This is a genomic window from Spirosoma endophyticum (genome assembly GCF_900112365.1).
In the GTDB taxonomy this organism is placed as follows: domain Bacteria; phylum Bacteroidota; class Bacteroidia; order Cytophagales; family Spirosomataceae; genus Spirosoma; species Spirosoma endophyticum.
Genome location: NZ_FOLQ01000002.1, coordinates 322,966 through 347,053, shown reverse-complemented (window position 1 = coordinate 347,053; position 24,088 = coordinate 322,966). Strand labels below are relative to the sequence as shown.

Genomic DNA, 24,088 nt, shown 5'->3' with positions numbered 1-24,088 from the left:
ATAAGTAATTATACGCTGTTTACAAAACAAGACTTATTTTCATGAAAAGGAATATCCTGGTTATCCTCATTTCAACCTCGCTGATTTTTAGCGGCTTATCTGCTTTAGAGTCCTGCAAGTCTAACGATGATACGGTTACACCCAGCTCCGCGACCATTACAGGAGTGAGTTGCAGTTCCGGTACATTTTCAACGACGGCGGCTAGCGGTACCGCTTATACGGGTACCGCTACGATACCTTATACGGGAGGTAACGGCCTGTCGTATTCGGCGGGTAGTGCTATCTTATCGGCGGGCGTAACGGGCCTGACAGCTACGCTTCAAGCCGGTACGTTGGCCAGCGGGTCTGGAAATCTGTCGTATGCAATTAGTGGTACGCCCTCAGGGGCTGGTACGGCTACCTTCGCCCTCAGTTTTGGCGGGCAAAGTTGCAGTCTCGCTCTGACCGTTAGCGGAACCAGTTCAGGTACCACGACCACGAACTCAAGCGCTATTACAACGGCTTTGTCCGCTACGGCGACTACCACCACCTGCGCGTCTACCGGCGTGGCTCAGATCGTTTGCCTGGCTGAAGCCTTCAAAGCAACCCTGAGCAGTACGCAACTGACTACTATCCAACTGACCTATTCCAAGGTGAATGCGCAGAAATGGTCGAACCTGCCCGCTGGTCTTTCCAGCCGGATTGGCATCAACCTTGGTTCGCTCTCTTCAACGCAATTGGCCGCTTTCCGCAACCTGATGGTTGGTTTGCTATCCGTGAGTACGACCAATGAAGGGTACGACGAGATGATAGGCAACCTGGTTGCCGACGATTACCTAAATACGATCGGTGGCGGCTCCGATTATGGGGCGAGCAACTATTATCTGTCATTCCTGGGAACACCCAGCACGACGGGCCAGTGGGAGATTCTGTTTACGGGTCACCACTATACCCAGCCTTTCACCTTCAATGCCGGGGCATTCACTGGCGTTACGCCCGCTTTCAGGGGTACCGAGCCACAGGCAGCGGTGACAGCCGCCAACCGTACCTACCAGGCCTTTGAGCAGGAGCGACTCGCGTTTGCCGCCATGTTGACAGGCCTGAGCACCAGCGAGCAGTCTACGGCAAAACTATCGGGTACGTACACGGATCTGGTGCTGGGACCTGGTCAGGATGGTAAGTTCCCTGCCACCAAATCGGGCTTACAGGTCGGTACGCTAAGCGCGGACAAACAGGCCCTGGTGCTGAATGCCGTAAAACTATATGTCAACGATCTGGATGCCACCACAGCTGCGACCGTACTGGCGAAATATACATCGGAGTTAGCCAGTACATACATCTCGTATTCAGGAACGACAGCGATGGCCACGCAGAATGACTACGTACGGATCGACGGGCCAAGTGTGTGGATCGAATTTTCGTATCAGGGTGGCGTCATTATCAGGAATACACCCCACTCCCACTCCGTCTGGCGTGATCACACCTCCGACTACGGCGGCAATTAGCAGACCAATCAGGGCCTGCTGTATCGGCTCGACTTAAGAAGCAACCTGAATAAACTAAATCGAGCCCACCACGAAAACAGGTCTGAAGGTAGGTAATCTCAGTGCGGACAAACAGGCCCTGGTGCTGAAGGCGATCAAGCTGTATGTCAATGACCTGAATGCTACTACAGCCGCCCCGTGCTGGCCAAGTATACATCTCAGTTAGCTGATACGTATATTGCCCGCTCAGGAACAACCGCCGTGGCTTCCTGGAATGATTACATCCGCTTCGATGAGCCAAACGTCTGAATCGAATTTTCGTATCAGGGTGGGGTTATCATTAAAGATACACCGCACTCGCACTCGGTCTGGCGTGACCAAACCACCGATTACAGAGGAACCAAGTAACTATCTCTCATGAAGTATCTGTTTTTTCCGATCAGCCGTCCATTCGGATGGCTGATGGTTTTTCTGATGAGCCTTATGGCACTAGGGTTGCCAAACACCGTTATCGCTCACCCAATGCCCAATTCGGTGGTGCTGCTTAGCGTTCATGCCGACCGAATCGACGCCGAGCTGCAGATTCCGCTAAATGAGCTACAGGCGGCTTTTGGTCATGCCGTCAATGATTCGTCCGCTATGCTGGTGGATCGGCTTGGCCCTCAATTGCGAGCGTATCTGGCCCAACACATCCGCCCGCAAAGCCCTGATGGACGAGCTTGGAACGTATCAGTGGGCACGTTGGCGGTGCAGGAAACCAAAAACCTCATTAACGGAGTATACCGCGAATTGACGGCGCAAGTCCGACTTATTCCCCCTGCAGGAGCCGATGTTCGGCGGTTTGTCTTTCAGTATGATGTCGTCCTGCATCAGGTGGTTACACATAAAATCCTGGTATCAGTCCAGCAAGATTGGGAACGGGGGCTGGTGGCTGATGCTTCCCCAACTCAGGTGGGCATCATTAGTCTGGATATTGTGAATAACCGAGTTCTTCCTCTTACGATCAGTCTTGAATCAGGTAGTGCATGGACGGGATTTAAGTCCATGGTACGGCTCGGGATGCAGCACATTGCCGGAGGAACGGACCATCTACTGTTTTTGCTGGTACTCCTGCTGCCTGCACCGTTGCTGATTGCTAATGGTCGATGGGGCCGATTTGGGGGCGTTCGCTACAGTCTTCACCACATTTTGCTGATCGTGACTGCGTTTACAGTCGGGCACTCGTTAACGCTGCTACTGGGAGCGATGGGCTGGCTTCGGTTACCCAGCCAACCTGTCGAATTACTCATTGCGGTGTCCATTCTAGTGTCGGCGGCTCATGCCGTACGGCCTTTGTTTGCTGGCCGGGAGCCCTGGATAGCAGCCGGATTTGGCCTGATTCATGGGCTGGCGTTCGCTGATACACTAGCCAATTTGCACCTGGATACTGGTCCGATGGCGTTGAGCATTCTGGGTTTCAACCTGGGTATCGAACTCATGCAACTGCTGGTAATCGCCCTGACGATTCCCTGGCTAATGCTCCTGAGCCGTACACCGGCATACCAGACAGTACGGTTGATCGGTGCTTTTCTGGCCGCCGTGGCCGCTATCGGCTGGGCTGCTGAGCGAGTTACCGGTAAGGCTAACGGGCTGACAAAAGAAGTAGAACAGGTAGCTGGTTATGCGCCTTATCTACTAGTTTTGCTGGCTGGCCTGGCTTTATTTCTGACCTGGCGAATGAAACAGGCCGGGCCACATCAGGCAGGTTCACGTTAGGCCCGTTAGCAACCTTACAGTCGATGAAATTAAAGACCGTACTTACTACGCTGGTATTGGGACTGTGCACATTCCAGGTAGCGTTTGCGCATCTGGGCACTATTTCCGGGATTGTCTACGACCAATCGACGCATTTGCCACTACTTAACGTATCGGTTCAATTGACGGGGTTGAGTAAACTAACGCTTACCAATGACCAGGGACAGTTTCGGTTCACAGACCTTGTAGCGGCTCCTTATAAACTGGAGTTCTCTCATGTGGGCTTTCAAAATCAGTCAGTTATAGCGACAGTAAACGATGATCGTACTACGTTTCTTAACGTCACTCTGGTCAGTGCGCCCATTCAACTGGAGCAGGTACAGGTTTCGGCGCAGCGGGCCCATGACCAGCAACTTATTAGTAGCCTGGACATTAAACTACGCCCTATCACCAATTCGCAGGAAATTCTCCGGTCCGTGCCCGGCTTGTTTATAGGCCAACACGCCGGGGGTGGCAAAGCGGAACAGATTTTCCTGCGGGGCTTCGATTTAGACCATGGAACCGATATTCGGCTGACCGTCGATGGCCTGCCCGTCAACATGGTTTCTCACGCCCACGGACAAGGGTATGCCGATTTGCATTTTGTGATTCCGGAACTGGTCGACGGAGTAGACTTTAAAAAAGGGCCTTATACGACCGATAAGGGCAATCTGGCTACGGCGGGCTGGGCCGACTTCAGAACGCGCACTGTCCTGGACCGGTCCTTTGTCAAACTGGAAGCCGGTCAGTTTGATACGTATCGGGCTGTGGTTGGACTGAATCTCTTGGGGCCGGGAAGCAGGAAAAAAAACCAATCGGCTTATCTGGCATCGGAGTATTCATATACGAACTCGTATTTCGACAATCCACAGCACTTCAAGCGAATAAATGTAGTCGGAAAGTATCATGACCACCTGGCGGCTAACACAGAGCTAACGTTGACGGGCTCTACGTTCTGGAGCAAGTGGAATCATTCGGGGCAGATTCCTGATCGAGCCGTGGCTTCCGGTTTGATTAGCTGGTTCGGCTCCGTTGATCCTACCGAAGGCGGAGAGACGAGTCGGACAAATGTCAATGCTCAATTGGTGACGGTAACCCCACGTAATCACACCATCAAGAACCAGTTTTTCTACAGTAATTACTCCTTTGAGCTGTATTCCAACTTCACCTTCTTTTTGAAAGATAGTGTCAATGGCGACCAGATTCGGCAGAAAGAACACCGGAATCTGTTTGGGTACAATGGCAGCTATGCCACACAAACGAGTCTGGGTAAAACCAGTTGGACAACGACTCTGGGTGCACAGTACCGCCAGGATCTGACGCAGGGCACGGAACTGTCGCACACCAAAAATCGGGTGGAGACGCTAAACCCGATTCAGCTTGGTAATGTCAACGAAATCAATGCTGCGCTCTATGCAGATGAGTTGGTTCAGGTAACGAGCCACTTCACCGTTAATGCCGGGGTGCGGATTGATTATTTTCGCTCCCAATATGAGGATTTACTGGCTACCCCGGCCGCTACAACCAGGCGGGCAACGCAGGCGACTGTATCGCCCAGGCTGAATTTTTATTACACGATTAATCCCAGGCTTCAGTTCTATTTAAACACGGGAAAAGGATTTCATTCCAATGATGCCCGTGTGGTGACGGCCCAGAACGGACGCGAGATTTTGCCAGGTGCGTATGGGTCCGATTTAGGTGTCATTTTTAAACCGTTTCCTAAACTGCTGATTAATGCGGCTGCCTGGTATTTGTGGATGCAGCAGGAGTTTGTCTACGTTGGTGATGAAGGGGTTGTTGAGCCGAGTGGCCGGTCCCGTCGGCAGGGTATAGATGTATCGGTTCGGTATCAGCTGACCAAAAGTCTGTTTGCTGACCTTGATCTGAACACGGCCAATCCCCGATCGCTTGACGCCGAAGCCGGGCAAAACTACCTGCCACTGGCCCCCGTGTTTACGTCAACGGGCGGCCTGTCGCTGCAAACGCAGTATGGGTTAAGCGGTTCGCTACGTTACCGGTACATGGCTAGCCGAACAGCTAATGAAGACAACTCAATCGTAGCCAAAGGCTATTTCGTCACTGACATGCAGGCGAATTACGCTCGAAAGCATTACACGTTGGGGCTTTCGGTGCAGAACCTGCTGAACACCCGCTGGAAAGAAACCCAGTTTGCTACGGAAAGCCGGCTAAAGGGTGAAGCTGCTTCAGTCGATGAAATTCATTTTACGCCCGGCATACCTTTCTTCGCCCGGCTGAGCTTAACCTATTTCTGGTAGAGCGATTTGTTACGTAGTGGAAATCCTTAGCTAATCTGAAACGCTTTTACACAATAAAAGCCGGAGGTGGTGAACGCTCCGGCTTTTATTGTGTAAAAACTGGCTATGCCAATTTCTTTTCCCATTCTTCAGCTTCCAGCATGGCCAACTCCCACTCGTCCTGTAACTGATTAATTTGAGCCACTACGTGTCGGTACTCGTCGTTTTTGGCCTGCATTAGCTTATCATCGCCATAGGTGGCTGGGTTGGCCAGTTCAGTTTCCAGCCATTTTTTGCGATCTTCCAACTGGGCGATTTTGGTTTCCGACTCCTGCGCCTGACGAGTCAGATTCTTAAGCGTCTTCTGCCATTCCTTCCGTTCATCTTCCGATGCGCGACCATTTGTGGCTGACTTCCCGTTTGTTGCATGACCATTTGCAGCGGGTGCGGGACTGGTTACGGGTTGCATCTTCGAGTTGTCGACGGGTTGTTTCGACGGCACAATGCCCTGCGCTTTACGCTCTTCCTGCCACCATTCATATTCGTCGTAGGTGCCCGGATATTCCTTGATCTGTTCGTCTTCGATATACCAGATTTTGTTGGCGATCTGCGATACGAAATACCGGTCGTGAGAAACCACTACGTAGGTACCTTCGTACTGTTGCAACGCCTGAATCAGAATATTCACCGACTGCATGTCCAGGTGGTTGGTCGGTTCGTCAAGCAGCAGGAAGTTCGCTTGTGAGAGTAACACCTTCGCCAGGGCTACGCGTGACTTTTCGCCCCCGGACAGCACTTTGATTTTCTTGAATACATCGTCGCCCGAAAACAGGAAGCAGCCCAGTACACCACGGAGTTCGCCATCCGATTTGGTCGGGTTGGCCTGCTTGAGTTCGTCCAGCATCGAATCGTCTACCCGAAGTGACTCAAGCTGATGCTGGGCGTAGAAGCTAAACGATACGTTATAGCCCAGTACGCGCTCACCGTTGATAGGTTCTGAACCCGAAATGATACGTAGCAGTGTCGATTTCCCACGTCCGTTTGCCCCAATCAGGGCCACTTTATCACCCCGTTCGAGCCGGGCCGTGGAATGGGTCAGGATACGTTTCTCGCCGTACGCTTTCGAAATATCATCCAGGTGCAGAATGTGCCGACCGGGTTGCTGCGAGAAGTTAAACTTGAAATTGACCCGTGCATTGCTGTCGATCACATCGTCGACAAGCTCCATGCGTTCGAGTTGTTTCACCCGACTTTGCGCCTGTTTAGCCTTTGACGCTTTCGCCTTGAATCGTTCGATAAACCGTTCCGTTTGCCGGATTTTAGCCTGCTGGTTTTCAAAAGCGCCTTTCTGAATCTCATTACGTAGCGCTTTCTCTTCCATATAGTACGAGTAGTCGCCCGCGTAGTAATTCAATTTCGCGCCCGATACCTCAACAATGGTATCAACCACATTATCAATGAATTCGCGATCGTGGGAAACCACAATTACGGCACCTTCATAGTTCTGAACGTATTTTTCAACCCACTGAATGGATGGTAAGTCCAGGTGGTTGGTCGGCTCATCGAGCATCAACAGCGAGGGCTTCTGCAACAGCAACTTCGCGAGCATAACCCGCATCCGCCATCCCCCCGAAAACAACTTCAAAGGCCGGTGCAGATCGTCGGTTGAGAAACCGAGACCTTCCAGAATTTCTTCGGCTCTGGCCTGGATCGTGTAGCCATCAAGGGCGTCGAATTCTTCCTGCGCCTTCCCTAATTTATCAACCAGATCATCGGTATAATTGGTCTCCATTTTGTGGAGCAATTCCTCAATCTTGATTTGCAATTCATTCTGCCGTTCAAATGCCTGCATGGCCACTGACAGGATGGAATCGTCGGTCTGGTAGGATAGTAAATCCTGATTCAGGAAGCCGATGGTTACGTCGCCTGCTTTCGATATTGTTCCTCCGTCGGCCTGGTATTCGCCGTTTATGATACGTAGTAACGTCGACTTTCCGGTGCCGTTCAGCCCAATCAGACCAATTTTTTGATTTGGCTTGATGTGTAGCGATGCATTTTCATAAAGCGCCCGGCTACCGAGATAATAAGAGAGATTTGTAATGGAAATCATACCGCAAATTTACCAAAATTAGAGCAGTGTTCTTGCATGGAATCAGGCAGTTTTGGGAGCAGGTCTGGTCTTAGTGGCCAAATAAATGGCTCTTTTTCACGCTAAATCAGAATTATGGTAATTATAATTCTGATTTAGCTCAATTTTTTACTCTATAGGCCATTGGCTGGACGACGTAGAACTGCACCCTAAACTCTTTTTATCAGGTAAATAAAGAGGGCCAAAATTCATATGCAATACGTAGTACGATTAGTTTTTACCACTTTCATGCTTTTGATGATGGACGATTCTAAAACACAACTCGCCCTATCCTTATGAAAACTCGATTGACTCTTTTAGCGGCCACGCTAGTAGTTGGTTTCTGCATCAGCTTCATCAGTCACCCCAAGGCCGATGGCTGGGTCAGCATTTTTGACGGCAAGACATTTAACGGTTGGAAAGTTGGTGACAACGCCAGTACGTTCAGCATTAAAGATGGCACTATTATGGTGGCCGGCCCACGGGCACACTTATTCTACGAAGGCCCTGTAGGCAACCACGATTTCAAAAATTTCGAGTGGAAAGCGAAAGTCAAAACCATGCCCGGCGCCAACTCAGGTATGTTTATTCACACCGCTTACCAGGAAACGGGCTGGCCTTCTCAGGGCTACGAAATCCAGGTGAACCAGAGCCATACCGACTGGCGCAAAACGGGCAGCGTTTATTCGTTTCAGGACGTGAAAGATGTATTTGTGAAAGACGACGAATGGTATACGGAGCAAATCACGGTGCAGGGTAAGAAAGTAACGGTTCGCATAAATGACAAAATCATTAATGACTACACGGAAGCTGACAGCCTGAGCGCACCCGGCCGCAAAGACAAACGCCATTTGAGCCACGGCACCATTGCCCTGCAAGGCCACGACCCCAAAAGCGTTATCTATTACAAAGACATCATGGTGAAGGTGCTGCCTGATTAATAGTACGTACTACAGTGCCATAAACAGAAGGACCCGAACGCTTGACAGGTTCGGGTTCTTCTGTTTATGGCTGGCTCGGGTTCACCGGAACGCCGGACCGACCCCCGCACCAGAACCAACTACTTGAACTGCTGAATACTATATCCGTTAGACTGTAGCAACGATGGATTTTTGGCGGCTACGGCGGCACTTACCTCACCGATACGAGCATTAATTGTGTAAATCTTGTCATTAAATAATACGTTGGTCGTAGCCTGATCATAGCCAACGGAATCCGTTTTGATAACGGAAGCGGTTTTCCAGCCGTCCGTGCTTCGTATCTGCGAGACTTTATTTCGACCGTTCACTACGTATAAATCATTGTTATACAACAACATACCATCGCCATTTGGCAGGCTCACGCCCGTTATTTCCGTAATATTGCTTGGATTGGCCAGATCCACTTTAAATAACTTTCCTTCATTCGATTTCACCACAATCAGGTACTTACCGGGGTGATAAACGATGCCATTCAGGTTGATCGTCCCCGGCGCGCCCGAAAAAAGTGGTGAATTAATCAATAGGCTGGGGCGCGTTGTATCAGCAGGTACTTTATAAATGACCGGCGCGAAAGAATCTGTTACATACGCATTTCCGAGCGAATCGAATGCCATGTCATTCGCATAATGGCTTGCATTTGGATACAATGTGGTCAGATTGATCCGGCGCAGGGCCTGCCGGGTACTAAGATCATAAATGTACAGACCGGCCGTTTTACCCGTCGTCTGGGCCGTGCTTTTAGTCGATACGCCCTGATCGCCATTGCATACATACAGACGGCCATTCTGTACTTTCATACCAAGACTACTGATAAGCAGGCTGTCTGTTATCAGATCGGCATATCGTCCATTTTGATCTACCGTACCAATTTTTCCCTGCGTAATGGAACTGACCAGAAACTTGTCGAGTACCGTCGAGTAGGTAATACCCTCGGGGTAAAGGCGACTTGAGGAGAAGGCAATACGTTCGGGCGTAACCGGGGCGTTGAATTCGGGATCGTCGGTGTTGCAGGCCGTCAGCCACAACGTAATAAGGCAGAGTAAGCAGGCCAAATAGGTATTACGAATCATTGGAAACTATAATTATTGACTAGACCAGTACTTAGCTAATAATCTTTCGCGGGCAAATGTTTCAGCAGGTACGTACCATACTCGTATCAACCTTAAAACTATCCAGTCTATTATGAGTTTTACTAGGAACACAAACTCTCTACCGTTATGACTCATTTCACCACCCTAACCGAAGCAATGGAAGACCTTCGGGCTCGCGGCTACACGCACGAGTTTGGCCCAAAAAAAGATTTTCTGGAAGAAAAAAGTACAGAGACGAAGTTGAAAGGTGAGGAATTTAATGTCGATGAATTTCATCGGTTTGAAGGAACATCGGACCCCGGCGATGAAATGACTCTGTATGCGATCACGGCCGCCAATGGTATGAAAGGTGTTTTCGTATCGGCTCAAGGCACGTATGCCAATGAAGTATCATCCGAATTAATGGCAAAATTCAACGTTTCAGACCGTGCGCACGTTAATACAGACGGTGCGGTCAAGCCAATTAGCCCGGTAGAAACGCACTAATAAGGCATTTATTCGATATTTGCAAGAAAACGACCCGGAACATGTCAAATTTTCCGGGTTTTTGACTATATTTGCGGCCTTTACAAAAAAAACGCCGTTCTTTTTCGTGCCGATACACTATGAAGTTATCCGAATTTAAATTCGATTTACCCGAAAGTCTAATTGCCAAATACCCAGTTGAGCGGGGTGAATCACGGTTGATGGTCGTTGACCGGAAAGCCAAAACCATTGAACACAAGCAGTTTTCGGATATGCTGAGTTATTTCGGAGATGGCGATGTGATGGTGATCAATAACACCAAAGTTTTTCCAGCACGGCTTTATGGCAACAAGGAAAAAACGGGTGCCAAAATAGAAGTATTCCTCCTGCGCGAATTAAATCGCGAAATGAAACTTTGGGACGTACTGGTAGACCCAGCTCGTAAAATTCGCGTTGGCAATAAACTCTACTTCGGCGACAGCGATCTGGTTGCTGAAGTAATCGATAACACAACCTCACGCGGCCGGACAATTCGCTTCCTGTTCGATGGCAATCACGAAGAATTCATGAAAGCGGTGGACGAACTGGGCGAAACACCCATTCCCCGCGAAATGAACCGCGAAGCCGAAAGCGCTGACCGTGATGACTACCAAACCGTTTTTGCGCAGCACGTTGGCGCCGTAGCGGCTCCAACTGCCGGTTTGCACTTTACCCGTGCCATGATGAAGCGTATGGAAATTAAAGGTATCCATTTTGCGCCCGTTACGCTGCACGTTGGTTTAGGTACGTTCCGTCAGGTAGACGTTGAAGATCTGACTAAACATAAAAGCGATTCTGAGAACTATCGCATTCCTGAAGAATCGGCGCAGATTGTTAATACGGCCCTTGACGCTGGTAAGCGCGTTTGTGCCATTGGCACTACGTCCCTGAAAGCTATTGAATCATCCGTATCGGCCAATAGCCGCCTGAAGCCGGTTGAAGGATGGACTGATAAATTTATTTTCCCGCCTTACGACTTCAAAATCGCCAATTCCCTGTTAACGAATTTACATTTGCCTGAGTCTATTTTGATCATGATGACCAGCGCATTCGGCGGTCATGAATTGATTAAGGAAGCGTATCAGATAGCCATAAAAGAGAAATATCGTTTCTTCAGCTATGGCGACGCGATGTTGATTATTTAAGTAAGTTGACAGTCGTTAGTCGATAGTCGTTAGTATTTTTGGTCTTTGCTTCGTGCTGATGACTGACAACTATCGACTATCGACTAATTTTTTTGCCATTATCGTTGCCGGAGGTAGTGGTAGCCGGATGCAGACCGACGTACCAAAACAGTTTTTGCTGCTCAACGGTAAGCCCATTCTTCAACATACCATCGAGCGATTTCTGGCTGTTCCACTACCCATCCAGGTCATTCTGGTTTTGCCCGCCCGCGATCAATTTATCTGGCAAACACTCTGTGATCAGCACAATTTTCATCCAGCGATCCAGACCGTAAATGGGGGCGCAACCCGTTTTCAATCCGTACGTAATGGGCTGAATAGCATTCAGGAAGAAGCTGGTTTGGTTGCTGTTCATGACGGTGTCAGGCCATTTATTTCCTCAGAAATCATTCAGAACAGCTTTGAGACGGCAGCCCGCACAGGGTCGGCGGTGACGTGTGTACTCGTCAAAGATTCTGTACGGGTTGTTGGTGCCGATGGCGTCAGTCAGGCGGTTGATCGTAATCGCTATCGGCTCGTTCAAACGCCCCAAACTTTTCAATTAGATTTATTCAGGCAAGCATTTCAAAGTGAAGAGCAACCATTTTTTACCGATTGCGCCAGCGTTATTGAGTTCGCCGGTTTTCCGATTACGCTCATCGATGGGTCGTACGAGAATATAAAGATTACGACACCGGACGATTTGAGGTAATCATATGCGCCAACGTTTCTCACCCGACCACTACGTTACTGGCATCCTTGCTGGTGATCGACTATTGCTCAGTCGGGCTATCACCCTCGTTGAAAGCCGACGTCCCGACGATCAGGCATTGGCGCAACAGGTATTGGACGCCATTTTGCCGAAAACAGGGCAGTCAGTCCGGATTGGCATTACGGGCGTTCCGGGAGTGGGCAAGAGTACGTTCATCGAAGCATTTGGCACGTATCTGACTACGCTCGGGCATCGACTGGCCGTGCTAACCGTCGACCCAACCAGCCAGCGTTCAGGGGGGAGTCTACTAGGGGATAAGACCCGCATGGAAACGCTTTCCATGCATCCTGCGGCCTACATTCGGCCCTCCCCGGCGGGTGATTCGCTGGGTGGCGTAGCACATCGAACCCGTGAGTCAATGCTGCTGTGTGAGGCCGCCGGATTCGATGTGATTCTGGTTGAAACCGTAGGCGTTGGGCAATCCGAAACCGTTGTGCACGGCATGGTCGATTTCTTTTTGTTACTAATGCTGGCCGGTGCAGGCGACGAATTGCAGGGAATGAAACGAGGCATTATGGAACTGGCCGACGCGCTGGTCATTACGAAAGCGGACGGTGACAATCAGGCCCCTGCTAACCGTGCCCGTGTCGAGTATCAAAATGCATTACACCTGTTTCCACCAACCGATACGGGCTGGTTTCCCCCAGTCCTCATGTGTTCGGCTTTAACCAGCGTGGGTATCACGGGCGTTTGGCAAACCATTCAACAGCAGCAGCAACTAACCATCCAGAATGGATACCGTAATCGTAGACGCCAGCACCAGCAACTGGCTTGGTTCCGGTCGCTACTACGTCAAAAAATTGAAGGCCGGTTTTACGACCAGCCAGGCATACGCGATCAACTCGCATCCATTGAAACCCAAGTACAAAATGGGATTTTATTACCCGCCCCGGCTGTAGATAGACTCTTGAACCCGTTATCAGATTTTTGATTCAGTGGTTTACAGATGAAAAAAGAGAAAGCCATCCAGACGATCTGGATGGCTTTCTCTTTTTATTAATCTCCCTGATTGCTGGTTCGATTAGATCAATCTGATCAGGCAGCCTAATCAACTATATGTCACAAGACTACGAATTCCCCAACGTCCGATCGGGCTCGTTCACGCGGGTTGCCGGAATGGCACCTTCTTCTGTGCTGCGGTTCCAGTCGGCGTCATCTACGGTCACAACGTCTTCAGCATCAGTTGAGAGAGGTGGTTGCCCCCACGATGCCCGTTTCGATTCTTCAATGTCCTCACCTGTTATACCATTCTCATTATCGGCTTCGGCAACCAAGGACTCCGCCTGGGCTACATCACCTGGCACGTCGGTATCGCTGCTACCGGCAACGCGCGAAGGCAACTCATTATCCAGATTCTTATCATTCAGTTGTGCTAACGCGGGGGGGATACCCATCGTGTTGTGCATAGCCTGAGCCGCATGCGACTCGGTGCTTTCTTTACGAGAATTACTACTTACGCTCATAACGTTAATGGATTAAGTGGTTGAGTATTTGAAAATAAACTAATTTTCTAACGACATAATAGTCAGTAGGCTGGCTGATTATTCAGATCTGTGCCGGTTTCGGCAACATCCTTTTCGCGTTCCTGCTGATCCTTATCGTTTTTATCCGTTTTCTCGGAGTCGTCCTGCTTTTTAGCCGCTTCCTGTGCTTTTGGCGTACTTACCTGGTCGGCTGAGCCGTAATCATCTGGGCCGCTCGTCGTTACGTCTACTGTTGCCGTGTTTGTTTTTTTTCCGTCGGCAACAGCCGCATTCATACCTTCCTCCGTTACCTCAAGGGTGCTGTTGGAGGTATCGCCCATTCTCAAGATCCCGTTCTTACTATCCATGTCAGTGCTGCCTATAGCTCTTTCGTTTCGGCCATCCTGCCCTCCCCGAACCTGCTGGCTATCGGTGCCATTAGCCGAGTTCTCCTGCTCGTACTGGTTTTTGTTGTCTTCAACCGGTCTGTCGACATCGGTATCATCAGAACCGAACGGGCCCTGTGTTCGACCAGCTATATAGGCACTATCGTGTTTTACATCCTTTTCATCTTCCATGGCATTGAGTCAGCTAATGTCATAGAATAACTACGCATCGGTCAAAAAGTTTGGTATTTCTCCTTGGTAATCATATAACGCAACCCATACGCGTGAAGGAAGTAGGTTTAGATAGTCGGCTCGTTAATACTAGTCCTAGCATTCAGTCCGATTATCTACCGAAAAATTAATATAACTACCGAAAAATATACTTTTACAAAGTAGATTATGACTTAAAGAAGATAACATCCTACTTTTAGGTCAGTTTACAAATGAGTTAGTAGGTGCAGAGATCACTCAATTAGTTGCAGAAAGCTCCTTAAAAGTTACGGCGTATCGAACCGTTATTTAAAAACGTGTTCTCTCAATATACAGCACTTTAATAGTTGGATAAAGCGTAATGCAGAAAGCGGGTCGACCATGTCGACCCGCTTTTTTGTTACTAGACAAGAATTTTCTCAACAGAAGGCAGTAAGTAGAATAGCCTGGCTTTATAATAGTAAACTATATTATATTTTATAAATAAATGATGATACGGCAAGATATTATAGTGCTGTTCCAAAAAATAAACAAATTATTATGCACAATGTTATAGACAACACGTATCTAGTTTCAATATAGAAATAAGTAAAATCACTTAATAATACAATCAGCCGTCATCCATTTGCAATTTATAATATTTTCATCATTGCGTAGTATTTTGTTACTTTTAAGGTGACTTTTGAATCATATTCCTAGACATAACCTGTTGCCCTGTATCAAAAAAATTTAATTTGGGGTTAAACAGGAGTTAAGTTAGTATTGCATTTATACCTTATTTCATCAACAGATATGAAAAAAATTATACTTCAGACAAATGCCTTGCTTGTGGGTTGTAGCAAGATGCCAATTTGCTCGCTTTTTACCAGCTCAACTGGTTTTCGAGGTCAATCCCTTCAGCCTTGACGTATTGGTTCCTTCAGATTTGTTACCATCTGTAACTTAATAAGTATTCGTTATACAACGAACAAGATACGTACCGCTTGATTAAAGCTTCCTACGGTTCAATTATCCTACTGGTAGCATGCAACAAATGTCATCGGTATCGTCTCTTTTCCTTTTCATCTAAAAGTTTTTCAACCAATCTATTTCAAATACAATTCATCCATGAGAAAGCTTCTATTTGGACTCGTGCTGCTTAGCTCAATAAGCTATTCCTATGCACAGGAGCGAAGCGTGACGGGCAAGATCACGACCGCTGCGGATGGAGCAGCCCTGCCTGGGGCTAACATCCAGATTAAAGGGACTACGCGGGGTACGAACGCGGACGCGGATGGGAATTACCGCATTAACATACCCGATAATGCTACACTCATTTTCAGCTTTATCGGCGTTGAATCACAGCAAATACCTGTTGGCTCGCAAACGACGATCAACGTTTCGCTGAAAGCCGACACCAAGCAATTGAACGAAGTAGTTGTAACGGCTCTAGGCGCTTCCCGGGAGAAACGAACGCTGGGCTATTCAGTAGCGAATGTGGGGGGCGATGCCCTTACCCGATCAGGCGAACCGAACGTAATACAAGGGTTAGCGGCCAAAACGGCCGGGGTCATTGTCACCAGTTCATCGGGTACACCAGGGGCCTCCAGTAAAATTGTGCTACGTGGTCCATCGACGTTTACGGGGGAACAACAACCCTTGATTGTAGTCGATGGCGTACCGATTAATAACGAAACCGTTACGACGTCAGCAGGTGATTACCCATTCAATGCGAACCTTGGTGGAGTAAACAACTCGAACCGGGCACTGGATTTAAATCCCGACGATATTGCGTCGGTAACGATTCTGAAAGGACCAGCGGCTGCTGCGCTCTATGGAGCACGGGCGGGTAATGGAGCTATTATCTACACCACGAAAAAAGGGCAGAAACGTAGCGGTATTGGCGTAACGGTTGGCTACCGAGTGGAGCTTTCGCAAGTGAATAAACTGCCTAAACTGCAGTCGACCTATGCACAGGGATCTGGCGGAAAGTATTCAACCGCCGATGTCGGTCCAGACCAGATTTATGGTACGGATGACGATGTAAGTATCGGTACGCCCAACAGCTGGGGACCAAAAATTTCCAGTGATCCAACACTTCAGGCATACGACAACCCAGGCAATTTCTTCAAGACAGCCGTATCGCATACCACAAATGTAGCCCTGGTGGGTGGCAATGAAAAAGCCAATTTCCGTATCTCTTACGGAAACCTGATCCAGAATGGGATCATCCCCAATACCGATTACAAACGGAACACGCTTCGGATAACGGGTGAAGCCAATATGACCGACAACCTGAAACTTGGCGGTACGGTAAGCTATATTAAGTCGGGAGGTATTAAAGCCCAGAATGGCAGCAACGTAGCAGGGGTCATGTTAAGCTTGTTACGGGCACCAGCATCGTATGATCTGCGGGATTATCAGTTTTCCAATGGGTACAACCGAAACTATTACGCCCCCTACGACAACCCGAATTACACAGCTTATAACAACCCATTTACGGATGACATAAACCGTGTGGTGGGAAATGTTTATCTGAATTATCACCATTCGTCGCACCTGGATTTGACCTATAAGATTGGGGTCGATGCCTATTCTGATGCCCGACGCCAGGTTTTTTCTATCGGTTCGAATGGGGATGACAATGCCCAGCGGTACGGTCAGGTCAATTACGACAACGTTACCAGTCGAGATGTCTATAGTGACTTAATTTTGCGGGGTGAGCACCGGTTCAGCGAAAAATTCGGCATTAACTATACAGCAGGGCAAAACATTACGTCGTTAAACTTTACCGATAATTACGCTCGTGGTCGTAATCTCGCCATACCGAATTTCTATAACCTGGGCAATGCCGCTGAGTTGTATGCCTCTAACTCCGGGATACGTAAAATGACAACGGCCGTTTTCGGTCAGTTGGATTTCGATTATGCCAATCAGTTGTATCTGTCTTTAACGGGCCGGAATGAATGGTCGTCGACGTTTGACCGAACGGTTAAGAACAATTTCTTCTACCCATCAGCTTCGCTGTCGTGGGTGTTCACCGAAACCGCCCTGAAAAACACACCCATCTCATTTGGTAAACTTCGGTTAGCCTATGCTGAATCGGGTATTTCACCCGCTGCTTACCGTACACGCACCTACTTCAGCAAACCGTCGTTCACGGATGGGTTCACCAATGGACTCAACTTCCCTTACGGTGGTGTAAACGGCTATTCGTACTACAACGCAATTGTGGGAACACCTGATTTAAAACCCGAGCGGGTAAAAGGGCTTGAAGCTGGGATTAACCTCAAATTCTGGCAGAACCGAATTGATCTGGACGTAACGGCCTATCAGCAAACAACGGTCGATATTCTATTGACAAAGCCAACAGCACCTGGATCTGGCTTCACAGCGGCCTACACCAATGCGGCTCAGTTGCGAAACCGGGGCCTTGAAGTGATGCTGGGCATCAACGCAATCAAAACGCCATCTTTCAGTTGGGACATTAACATAAACTGGTCGAAAAACGTCAGTAAAGTGCTCCAGTTGGCTGATGGTGTCAGCGAAGTTAGCCTGGAATCAGCGTTTAATGGCATTGGCGGATACGCTATCGTCGGTCAGCCGCTAGGTGTATTATATGGTACAAAATGGCAACGTAACAATGCGGGTCAGTTGATTATTGGCTCCAACGGCTTACCCTTGTTGCAGGAAGCCCAGGGGAACATTGGCAATCCGTATCCAAACTGGCTGAGCAACATTCGTAATACGTTTACATACAAAGGCATTACGTTAACGGCCCTGCTCGACATTCGTCATGGCGGTGCTATCTGGAACGGTACGTATGCCCGTCTGCAACGCATTGGCGTTACGCAGGAGTCGGCTGATCGCGAACGGACCTACGTCATTCCAGGTGTATTAGCATCGGGTGAAGCCAATACGACAGCAATTCCCGCATTAACGTATTTCGGCCAATATCAGGGTGATGGCGGTGGAGCGGCTGAGCAGTTTGTCGAAAATGTGAACTGGTTCCGGATACGTGAGGTGGCCTTAAGCTACCGGTTGAAACTCAAGAAATACGTTGAATACGTAGATTTCTCCGTTTCCAGCCGGAATTTGTACCTGAACACCAACTACAAAGGTGTCGATCCGGAAACGAGCCTCACGGGTGCTGGCTCAAACCTGCAAGGGTTTGATTACTTCAACAACCCTGGCACACGCTCATATATTTTCGGTGTCAACATCGGTTTTTAATTTCTCAACAGCTACTATACCATGAAGAAGATAGTTATTGCAGTGCTGGGCCTAACACTGGCTGCCAGTTCCTGTACGAAACAGTTTGATGAGTACGCGATTAACCCGAACTCACCACAGACCGCTTCTGCAGCCTTATTACTGTCGGGCGCCGAGCTGTCTACGTTTGCGACCTACGGCGGTCAGTTGTCCCGTATTAGCAGTGTATTGGCCCAGCAAACGGCTGGCAACCAGTTTCAATTGCAGACGTTTGGAAAATACATTATCACCGAAACGGATATCACCAACGAGTGGGCTACAATTTACAATGGTACGCTCATCAATTCCAGAACACTGCTGGATTCGTATGGAAAGGGAAATCCCTATTACTCGGGTATGACGAAAGTACTAATGGCCCTGAACTTCGGTATAGCCACCGACTTCTGGGGAGACGTACCATTTAGCGAGGCTGCCCAGGGTTTGTCAGGAAATTTTCAGCCGAAGTATGACAAACAGGAAGATGTGATCAAAGGGATTCAAACGCTGCTCGATGGAGCTATCTCGGATCTGAGTCAGCCTTCATCCGCCAATCAATTCCTGCCAGCAGCCGATGATATTATCTTCAATGGCAACACGAAAGCCTGGATCAATGCGGCTTATATTATTAAGGCCCGCTATGCTAACCGGCTCAGCCAAACCGATCCATCAGGCAGTGCAACACAGGCGTTGGCCGCGTTGAGCAAAGTATCGGCCGATCAGCCCGATATGAAGGCCGTTTTTTATGACATAGCTGGCAGCTATAACCAATGGTATGATTTTTTATCAAGCCGGACCGGTTATATCAAAATGGGCAAATATTTTGTCGATTACCTGAAAACAACTGGTGATCCTCGCCTAGCCTCTTTTGTGTCAAAAGATGATGCCGGTGGTTACTCAGGCCTGGCTCCCGAAGAGTCTGATAATACGGCGGTGTCCGATCCAGGTCCAGCCATTGCCTCGCCAGACTCTCCGACGCCCTTAGCTACGTATGTAGAAGCCAAGTTTATTGAAGCCGAAGCCCAGCTTCGATCAGGGAAAGCAGCCGATGCGGCTACGGCTTTTAATACGGCAGTGAGTGCTTCGGTGAAGCAAATTACCGGCGCTGATATTTCGGCCGCTTTCAAGACACAAGTGGCCAGCGAAACGGCGGCAACTATCACGCTGGCAAAAATTATCAATCAAAAATACATAGCGCTCTTTTCGATTCCAGAAGGCTATAACGACTGGCGCCGGACCGGCTTTCCTGCGCTGAAAGCAAATCAGGACACCGATAAAAAAGCGATTCCATTACGTCTGCCCACCTCGCAGGACGAACGGAACTACAACAAAAATGCGACCGTAGTCGGCGACATTTATCAACCCGTTTGGTGGGATAAATAAGCCAATAGTTAGTAAACAGAAACAGCCAGCTAATTTTCATTAGCTGGCTGTTTTTTTAGGGACCTACTATCTATTTCACCGTCACGGCTTCCTGAACGGCTACGTCTTCTATTTTGCTCCGGTTTTGCCCTGTCAACTCAGCGAGGAGTTCGGCTACGTTTACGGTGGCGAAACTGCTGGCGTAATCAGCCATGGCATATGGGATTATCAATTCGTTTCCGTTAATGAGTCCACCACAGCTATACACTACGTTCGGAACGTAACCTTCGCGTTCGTTCTCGTCAGGGCTGAGGATGGGCTCTGTTGTGCGACCAATTACTTTGCTGGGGTCGTTGAGATCGAGCAGGAACGCACCAATGGCATATTTCCGCATAGGGCCAACACCATGGCTCAGCACCAGCCAGCCCGCTTCGGTTTCAATGGGCGATCCGCAGTTACCTAACTGCACATACTCCCAATGATAGGTTGGTTTTAGCAATAGCTCTTTCATTTGCCAGAAATAAAGATCGTCCGAGTACATGAGGTAGATGTTCTCGCCATCCTGCCGCGAAATCATGGCGTATTTTCCATTGATTTTACGGGGAAACAGGGCCATACCTTTGTTGGACACCTCGGCCCCATTCAGCGTACTGACATTGAAGTTAGTAAAGTCCTTAGTTTCCAGCAGTTGCGGAAACGTTACCCGACCGTTGTAGGCCGTATACGTAGCATAGAAGGTTATTTCACCGTTTTCGTCGGTAAACTGCACAAAACGAGCGTCTTCAATGCCATTGGTTTCATTGGGCGACGTCGGGAAAATACAGCGTTCATCCAGGCTCTGATCGTCTTCGAAATGGATTTCGTAGTTCGATTTAGCCAGGGCCAGCAAACCACTGGCAATCGTTTCGTACTCGGCGTTATAGCGGTACTGCGCCAGCACGCGTTTGATCTGCGCTTCGAGTTCGGGAAGGCTGAATTCGTCTTCAAGACCGGTCATCATTTTCTCCTGAATGCTGTTTTCCAGGCGTAACTCATAAAGTTTACGAAGAAACTGAGCTCGGTTGAAGCGATGGTTAGGGACTATTTCGGGCGATGTTACGTAGCGCGACGGCTTGCGAAGGATAATTTTTCCGGCCTCGTCAATGTACCCCATCCGGAACGAGATCGACGAAACGTGACCTTCGCCGGTTGCCCGCAAACTCAAAATAAAGCGTTTATAACCGGGTGGGACGTTTGTCTGATCAGGATGCCAGATCATGGACGGGTTGAAGAGCGCGGCCGATTCGAGGGAATATTCCATCGTAAAATACGCACCTAGCAGCAGTTTACGCTCCGTTGTCAGGGGTTCATCCGTTAACAAATGGGTTTTCACCTGCTCAAAGCGCTGTAACAGAAAGCGTTCGAGTTTATAATGACGACCACCAAATTCACGAATGACTTCATCTAGTTTTTGGGCTGCTTCTTCGTCGGTCATGCCGCCCACCCGCGCAATGATTTTCAGGGTACGGGTTGTACTTCCCAGTTCAAAAGCCCGGAATAGAACACGAGTCGGGTCAGGCCGGAGAACGATGCCGGTGCGAATGGCTTTAATACTCATTGATTAAGTACGGTCTTTAGTAAAACACAAAATAGAACGAAGAAGACGCCGAAAACAAGATTGTAAGCTGAATATTCAGCGCAATTTGTTTTCGGCGTCTTCTTTAAAAGGTAGTCAATACGTATCAGATGTAGTCAGGTGTTGTCGCAGCCAGACGGAACTTTACTTATCCATTCATCAATACGGGCATTCCCACGTTTACCGACTTGGTGTCGGTACGTCGCTTCTGCGTCGTATACAACTCAGCCAGAGCTAATAAGTAGGACAAAGTTGATTCAGCGCCCTGATTCTGGTTGACCCGATCAATGTGAAGACCGTCGCGGCAACCGCCCGTTTGCTCATCATAAAGGGGTAGACCCAGATCATTGAGCCCCGTAAACCATTTAAATACGCGAATCGCTGTCCGGTGCCATTCATCGTCGCCCGTTATCTCGAAAGCAGCCAGGCAAGCCGACATCGTACTCTGCGCTTCGAGTGGTTGTTGGTCGAAATAAGCGCGAGGCTGGCCTTTGGTATAAAAACCGTCCGACCCAATGGGCTGGAAATGCCCCTGACTGGTATGGCGGGGCGATTCAGCCGGATTGCTCCGATCGGCGGTTTGCAGTTTCACGAGCCATTTTAAGGAATTTACTCCAATCTCGATCAACCGTTTATCGCCCGAACGCAGCAATACATGCGCCAAAACAGCATTGTCGTAGGACAAGGTATTCTCGAACCACGGCCATTCTTCGGTGGCAGTTTCGGTATACCGGAACATCAGTTTATCGAGCAACTGCCGCTGAATAGTTTTGGCCAGGCGGTCGTCGTTGAATTTTTTCTGGTACTCATAGATACCCAGCAGCGAGAACGCCCAGGCACGGGGCGACGTCATCGACACTACTGTGGGAATGACGCGTTCCAGCAGATTCATGGCCCAGGTAACGGCATTGCGATCGGAGGAACGACCAATGACCGTACCAAGCGCCCAGATGGTACGTCCGGTGCTATCATCCGAACCAATATCTTCCAGCCAGCGACGGTCGTAACTCATGAAGTTTCGGAACCGGTGGTAATCGTCGGTGTAGGCGTGATTTATGAACGCGCAATAATTATCGGCGGCCTGCGCCAGCTTGCGATCACCGAGGCCCGTTTCCTGAAGAATCTGAGTCAGAATCAGCGCTCTGGCGTTATCGTCGGTGCAGTAGCCTTCTTCGTAAAAAGGAAGGTGATGCCGGGCGTGCTGCACAATACCGGTTGAATCGGTCAACCGGAACAGATGATCAAGCCGGATCGTAGGCAATTTGAACGCCGAACTGCTGTGGGCACCCATCATATAAACCGCCTGGCTGTTCACCGTATTCATACGCTCCTGACGAGCCTGCGCAAAGGAGTTGGCATACGACTGAATAACGTGTTCCCAAGTCATCTCGCGACCCATCATATACGCCTTCTTACGCATAGCGTGACGCATCGACTCATCGGTGAACAGGTTGATAACCTGCTCAGCAATAGCATCAGAATCGCCAAACGGAACCAGAATACCCCGATTTTCGGCGAGGAGTTCTTCGGCGTGCCAGTAAGGCGTCGATATCACGGCTTTCCCACAGCCAAAGGCGTAGGATAAGGTGCCCGATGTGATTTGGGCCGGGTTTAAATAAGGTGTAATGTATACGTCAGCCGAGCCCAGGTACTCGCGCAGATCGTCCAGCTCCACAAACTGATTGTAGAACCGGATGTGATCGCGAACACCACAGTCGGCCGCTAGTTTTTTCAGGCTGTCGCGATAGGCTTCACCCTCATTTTTTATCAGGTTGGGGTGCGTGGCCCCCAACACCATATACACTACGTTCGGGCACTGCTCCACAATACGGGGCAGCGCTCTGATTACGTTTTCAATGCCTTTATTTGGCGACAACAACCCAAACGTCAGTAACGTATGTTTGCCTTCCATGCCAAATTTATCCTTGTAGAAATGGGGATCAACGAAGGGCATATCAGGTATGCCGTGTGGAATCAGGTCTATTTTCTCTTCGGGAACTTCGTAAATATTGATCAGAAAATCACGTCCTTTCTCCGACATACAGACCACTCGGGATGAGAGGTCAGCAATGCTTTTCAGAACCAGTAGCTGCTCCTTGCTGGGGTCTTTCAGAATTGTGTGAAAGGTTGTCACAACAGGCATCGTCAGGTTACGCAGCAGTGTCAGAATATGACTGCCGGCCTGTCCACCATAAATGCCGTACTCGTGTTGCAGACAAACAACATCGACATCTTTTGAATTTAAAAACTCAGCCGCTTTCCGATAGGCGTCCTGATCATGCTGGTAGAAATCATACCGAACTTCGCTCGGATAGTCGTAGCCCTCCAGCGTGTCATTGACCGATACGACCAACGCATTGGAAGCAGGGATGAACGAATTATACGATTTATAAAGATCAGCCGTGAACGTAGCAATTCCGCACTGACGGGGCAGGTAGTCACCAATAAAGGCAACATTCTTGGGGTTACGCGCCCACACAGAAGAATCCGGCGTTCCGGTACGGTTTATAGGAGTTGTCATAATAGTTTAGCTATGGCTGTACATATACTATACAAGTGTAATCGACTTTTCCTCCCTTTTGTTTTGGCAAACAGACCGATTTAATAATGCAAAAGGTCATTAATGTGTATTTACGAACTATTATCCAATAAAACCACTGTTTTACCCTATACTTCTTCTGAGTAGATGGGTTGCA

16 protein-coding genes are annotated in these 24,088 nt (G+C 49.0%); 10 read left to right on the top strand and 6 right to left on the bottom strand.

The features are described 5' to 3' along the window. The first annotated feature begins 41 nt into the window (after positions 1-41). The 3 genes from BM202_RS06470 to BM202_RS06455 all read left to right on the top strand — a co-directional run bounded on the left by BM202_RS06470 (position 42) and on the right by BM202_RS06455 (position 5,512). Positions 42-1,484 carry a DUF3500 domain-containing protein gene (locus tag BM202_RS06470; protein WP_245776546.1) on the top strand — a complete coding sequence of 481 codons (1,443 nt, stop codon included), beginning with the start codon at positions 42-44 and terminating at the stop codon, positions 1,482-1,484. Positions 1,485-1,880: 396 nt separating this feature from the next. After that, a complete protein-coding gene (locus tag BM202_RS06460) occupies positions 1,881-3,218 on the top strand; it encodes a HupE/UreJ family protein (protein WP_093824187.1) in 1,338 nt (445 codons plus the stop codon). Between the two features lie 23 nt (positions 3,219-3,241). Beyond that, the gene (locus BM202_RS06455) at positions 3,242-5,512 is read left to right on the top strand and encodes a TonB-dependent receptor (protein WP_093824185.1); all 2,271 of its coding nucleotides are present in this window, start codon (positions 3,242-3,244) and stop codon (positions 5,510-5,512) included. A 103-nt stretch (positions 5,513-5,615) separates the two neighbouring features. On the opposite strand, the gene BM202_RS06450 is transcribed toward BM202_RS06455, so the two are convergent. Next, positions 5,616-7,601, bottom strand: a complete 1,986-nt coding sequence (locus BM202_RS06450; protein ID WP_093824183.1) for an ABC-F family ATP-binding cassette domain-containing protein — start codon at positions 7,599-7,601, stop codon at positions 5,616-5,618. A 314-nt stretch (positions 7,602-7,915) separates the two neighbouring features. Here BM202_RS06450 and BM202_RS06445 point away from each other — a divergent pair, with 314 nt between their 5' ends. Further along, a complete protein-coding gene (locus BM202_RS06445) occupies positions 7,916-8,560 on the top strand; it encodes a 3-keto-disaccharide hydrolase (protein WP_093824181.1) in 645 nt (214 codons plus the stop codon). 119 nt (positions 8,561-8,679) lie between these two features. Here the strand turns inward: BM202_RS06445 and BM202_RS06440 are convergent, their stop codons facing one another. Beyond that, positions 8,680-9,669 (bottom strand): gluconolaconase, encoded by a 990-nt coding sequence (locus BM202_RS06440; protein WP_093824179.1) that lies wholly within the window; start codon positions 9,667-9,669, stop codon positions 8,680-8,682. A 147-nt stretch (positions 9,670-9,816) separates the two neighbouring features. On the opposite strand from BM202_RS06440, the gene BM202_RS06435 reads away from it, so the two are divergent. The 4 genes from BM202_RS06435 to meaB all read left to right on the top strand — a co-directional run bounded on the left by BM202_RS06435 (position 9,817) and on the right by meaB (position 13,060). After that, entirely contained in the window at positions 9,817-10,176 is a 360-nt protein-coding gene (locus BM202_RS06435) for a hypothetical protein (RefSeq protein WP_093824177.1), read from the top strand. A gap of 119 nt (positions 10,177-10,295) precedes the next feature. After that, positions 10,296-11,339, top strand: coding sequence for a tRNA preQ1(34) S-adenosylmethionine ribosyltransferase-isomerase QueA (queA, locus tag BM202_RS06430; RefSeq protein ID WP_093824174.1), 1,044 nt, complete (start codon positions 10,296-10,298; stop codon positions 11,337-11,339). A gap of 58 nt (positions 11,340-11,397) precedes the next feature. Beyond that, positions 11,398-12,069 (top strand): 2-C-methyl-D-erythritol 4-phosphate cytidylyltransferase, encoded by a 672-nt coding sequence (locus BM202_RS06425; protein ID WP_093824172.1) that lies wholly within the window; start codon positions 11,398-11,400, stop codon positions 12,067-12,069. 4 nt (positions 12,070-12,073) lie between these two features. Then, positions 12,074-13,060: a methylmalonyl Co-A mutase-associated GTPase MeaB gene (gene meaB, locus BM202_RS06420; protein WP_093824170.1), complete on the top strand. Its 987-nt coding sequence runs from the start codon at positions 12,074-12,076 to the stop codon at positions 13,058-13,060. 136 nt (positions 13,061-13,196) lie between these two features. Here meaB and BM202_RS06415 read toward each other — a convergent pair whose 3' ends face one another. Continuing rightward, positions 13,197-13,592 (bottom strand): hypothetical protein, encoded by a 396-nt coding sequence (locus tag BM202_RS06415; protein ID WP_093824168.1) that lies wholly within the window; start codon positions 13,590-13,592, stop codon positions 13,197-13,199. A gap of 62 nt (positions 13,593-13,654) precedes the next feature. After that, the gene (locus BM202_RS06410; protein WP_093824166.1) at positions 13,655-14,170 is read right to left on the bottom strand and encodes a hypothetical protein; all 516 of its coding nucleotides are present in this window, start codon (positions 14,168-14,170) and stop codon (positions 13,655-13,657) included. Positions 14,171-15,295: 1,125 nt separating this feature from the next. Between BM202_RS06410 and BM202_RS06405 the strand changes: the two genes are divergently transcribed. Beyond that, positions 15,296-18,400, top strand: coding sequence for a SusC/RagA family TonB-linked outer membrane protein (locus BM202_RS06405; RefSeq protein ID WP_093824163.1), 3,105 nt, complete (start codon positions 15,296-15,298; stop codon positions 18,398-18,400). A 21-nt stretch (positions 18,401-18,421) separates the two neighbouring features. Beyond that, positions 18,422-19,798 (top strand): SusD/RagB family nutrient-binding outer membrane lipoprotein, encoded by a 1,377-nt coding sequence (locus tag BM202_RS06400; protein WP_093824161.1) that lies wholly within the window; start codon positions 18,422-18,424, stop codon positions 19,796-19,798. A 70-nt stretch (positions 19,799-19,868) separates the two neighbouring features. Here BM202_RS06400 and BM202_RS06395 read toward each other — a convergent pair whose 3' ends face one another. Together BM202_RS06395 and BM202_RS06390 are read right to left on the bottom strand one after the other, a co-directional pair. After that, entirely contained in the window at positions 19,869-21,374 is a 1,506-nt protein-coding gene (locus BM202_RS06395) for a glycoside hydrolase family 130 protein (protein WP_093824158.1), read from the bottom strand. A 166-nt stretch (positions 21,375-21,540) separates the two neighbouring features. After that, positions 21,541-23,913: a glycosyltransferase family 4 protein gene (locus BM202_RS06390; protein WP_093824155.1), complete on the bottom strand. Its 2,373-nt coding sequence runs from the start codon at positions 23,911-23,913 to the stop codon at positions 21,541-21,543. Between the last annotated feature and the right edge of the window lie 175 nt (positions 23,914-24,088).

What these genes read in the sequence shown, in the direction of transcription:
- BM202_RS06435 (WP_093824177.1), top strand. Translation starts at nt 9,817, where the DNA reads ATGACTCATTTCACCACCCTAACCGAAGCAATGGAAGACCTTCGGGCT.
- BM202_RS06460 (WP_093824187.1), top strand. Translation starts at nt 1,881, where the DNA reads ATGAAGTATCTGTTTTTTCCGATCAGCCGTCCATTCGGATGGCTGATG.
- BM202_RS06445 (WP_093824181.1), top strand. Translation starts at nt 7,916, where the DNA reads ATGAAAACTCGATTGACTCTTTTAGCGGCCACGCTAGTAGTTGGTTTC.
- BM202_RS06415 (WP_093824168.1), bottom strand. Translation starts at nt 13,592, where the DNA reads ATGAGCGTAAGTAGTAATTCTCGTAAAGAAAGCACCGAGTCGCATGCG.
- BM202_RS06400 (WP_093824161.1), top strand. Translation starts at nt 18,422, where the DNA reads ATGAAGAAGATAGTTATTGCAGTGCTGGGCCTAACACTGGCTGCCAGT.
- BM202_RS06405 (WP_093824163.1), top strand. Translation starts at nt 15,296, where the DNA reads ATGAGAAAGCTTCTATTTGGACTCGTGCTGCTTAGCTCAATAAGCTAT.
- BM202_RS06455 (WP_093824185.1), top strand. Translation starts at nt 3,242, where the DNA reads ATGAAATTAAAGACCGTACTTACTACGCTGGTATTGGGACTGTGCACA.
- BM202_RS06410 (WP_093824166.1), bottom strand. Translation starts at nt 14,170, where the DNA reads ATGGAAGATGAAAAGGATGTAAAACACGATAGTGCCTATATAGCTGGT.
- BM202_RS06440 (WP_093824179.1), bottom strand. Translation starts at nt 9,669, where the DNA reads ATGATTCGTAATACCTATTTGGCCTGCTTACTCTGCCTTATTACGTTG.
- BM202_RS06390 (WP_093824155.1), bottom strand. Translation starts at nt 23,913, where the DNA reads ATGACAACTCCTATAAACCGTACCGGAACGCCGGATTCTTCTGTGTGG.
- queA (WP_093824174.1), top strand. Translation starts at nt 10,296, where the DNA reads ATGAAGTTATCCGAATTTAAATTCGATTTACCCGAAAGTCTAATTGCC.
- BM202_RS06470 (WP_245776546.1), top strand. Translation starts at nt 42, where the DNA reads ATGAAAAGGAATATCCTGGTTATCCTCATTTCAACCTCGCTGATTTTT.
- BM202_RS06425 (WP_093824172.1), top strand. Translation starts at nt 11,398, where the DNA reads ATGACTGACAACTATCGACTATCGACTAATTTTTTTGCCATTATCGTT.
- BM202_RS06450 (WP_093824183.1), bottom strand. Translation starts at nt 7,601, where the DNA reads ATGATTTCCATTACAAATCTCTCTTATTATCTCGGTAGCCGGGCGCTT.
- BM202_RS06395 (WP_093824158.1), bottom strand. Translation starts at nt 21,374, where the DNA reads ATGAGTATTAAAGCCATTCGCACCGGCATCGTTCTCCGGCCTGACCCG.
- meaB (WP_093824170.1), top strand. Translation starts at nt 12,074, where the DNA reads ATGCGCCAACGTTTCTCACCCGACCACTACGTTACTGGCATCCTTGCT.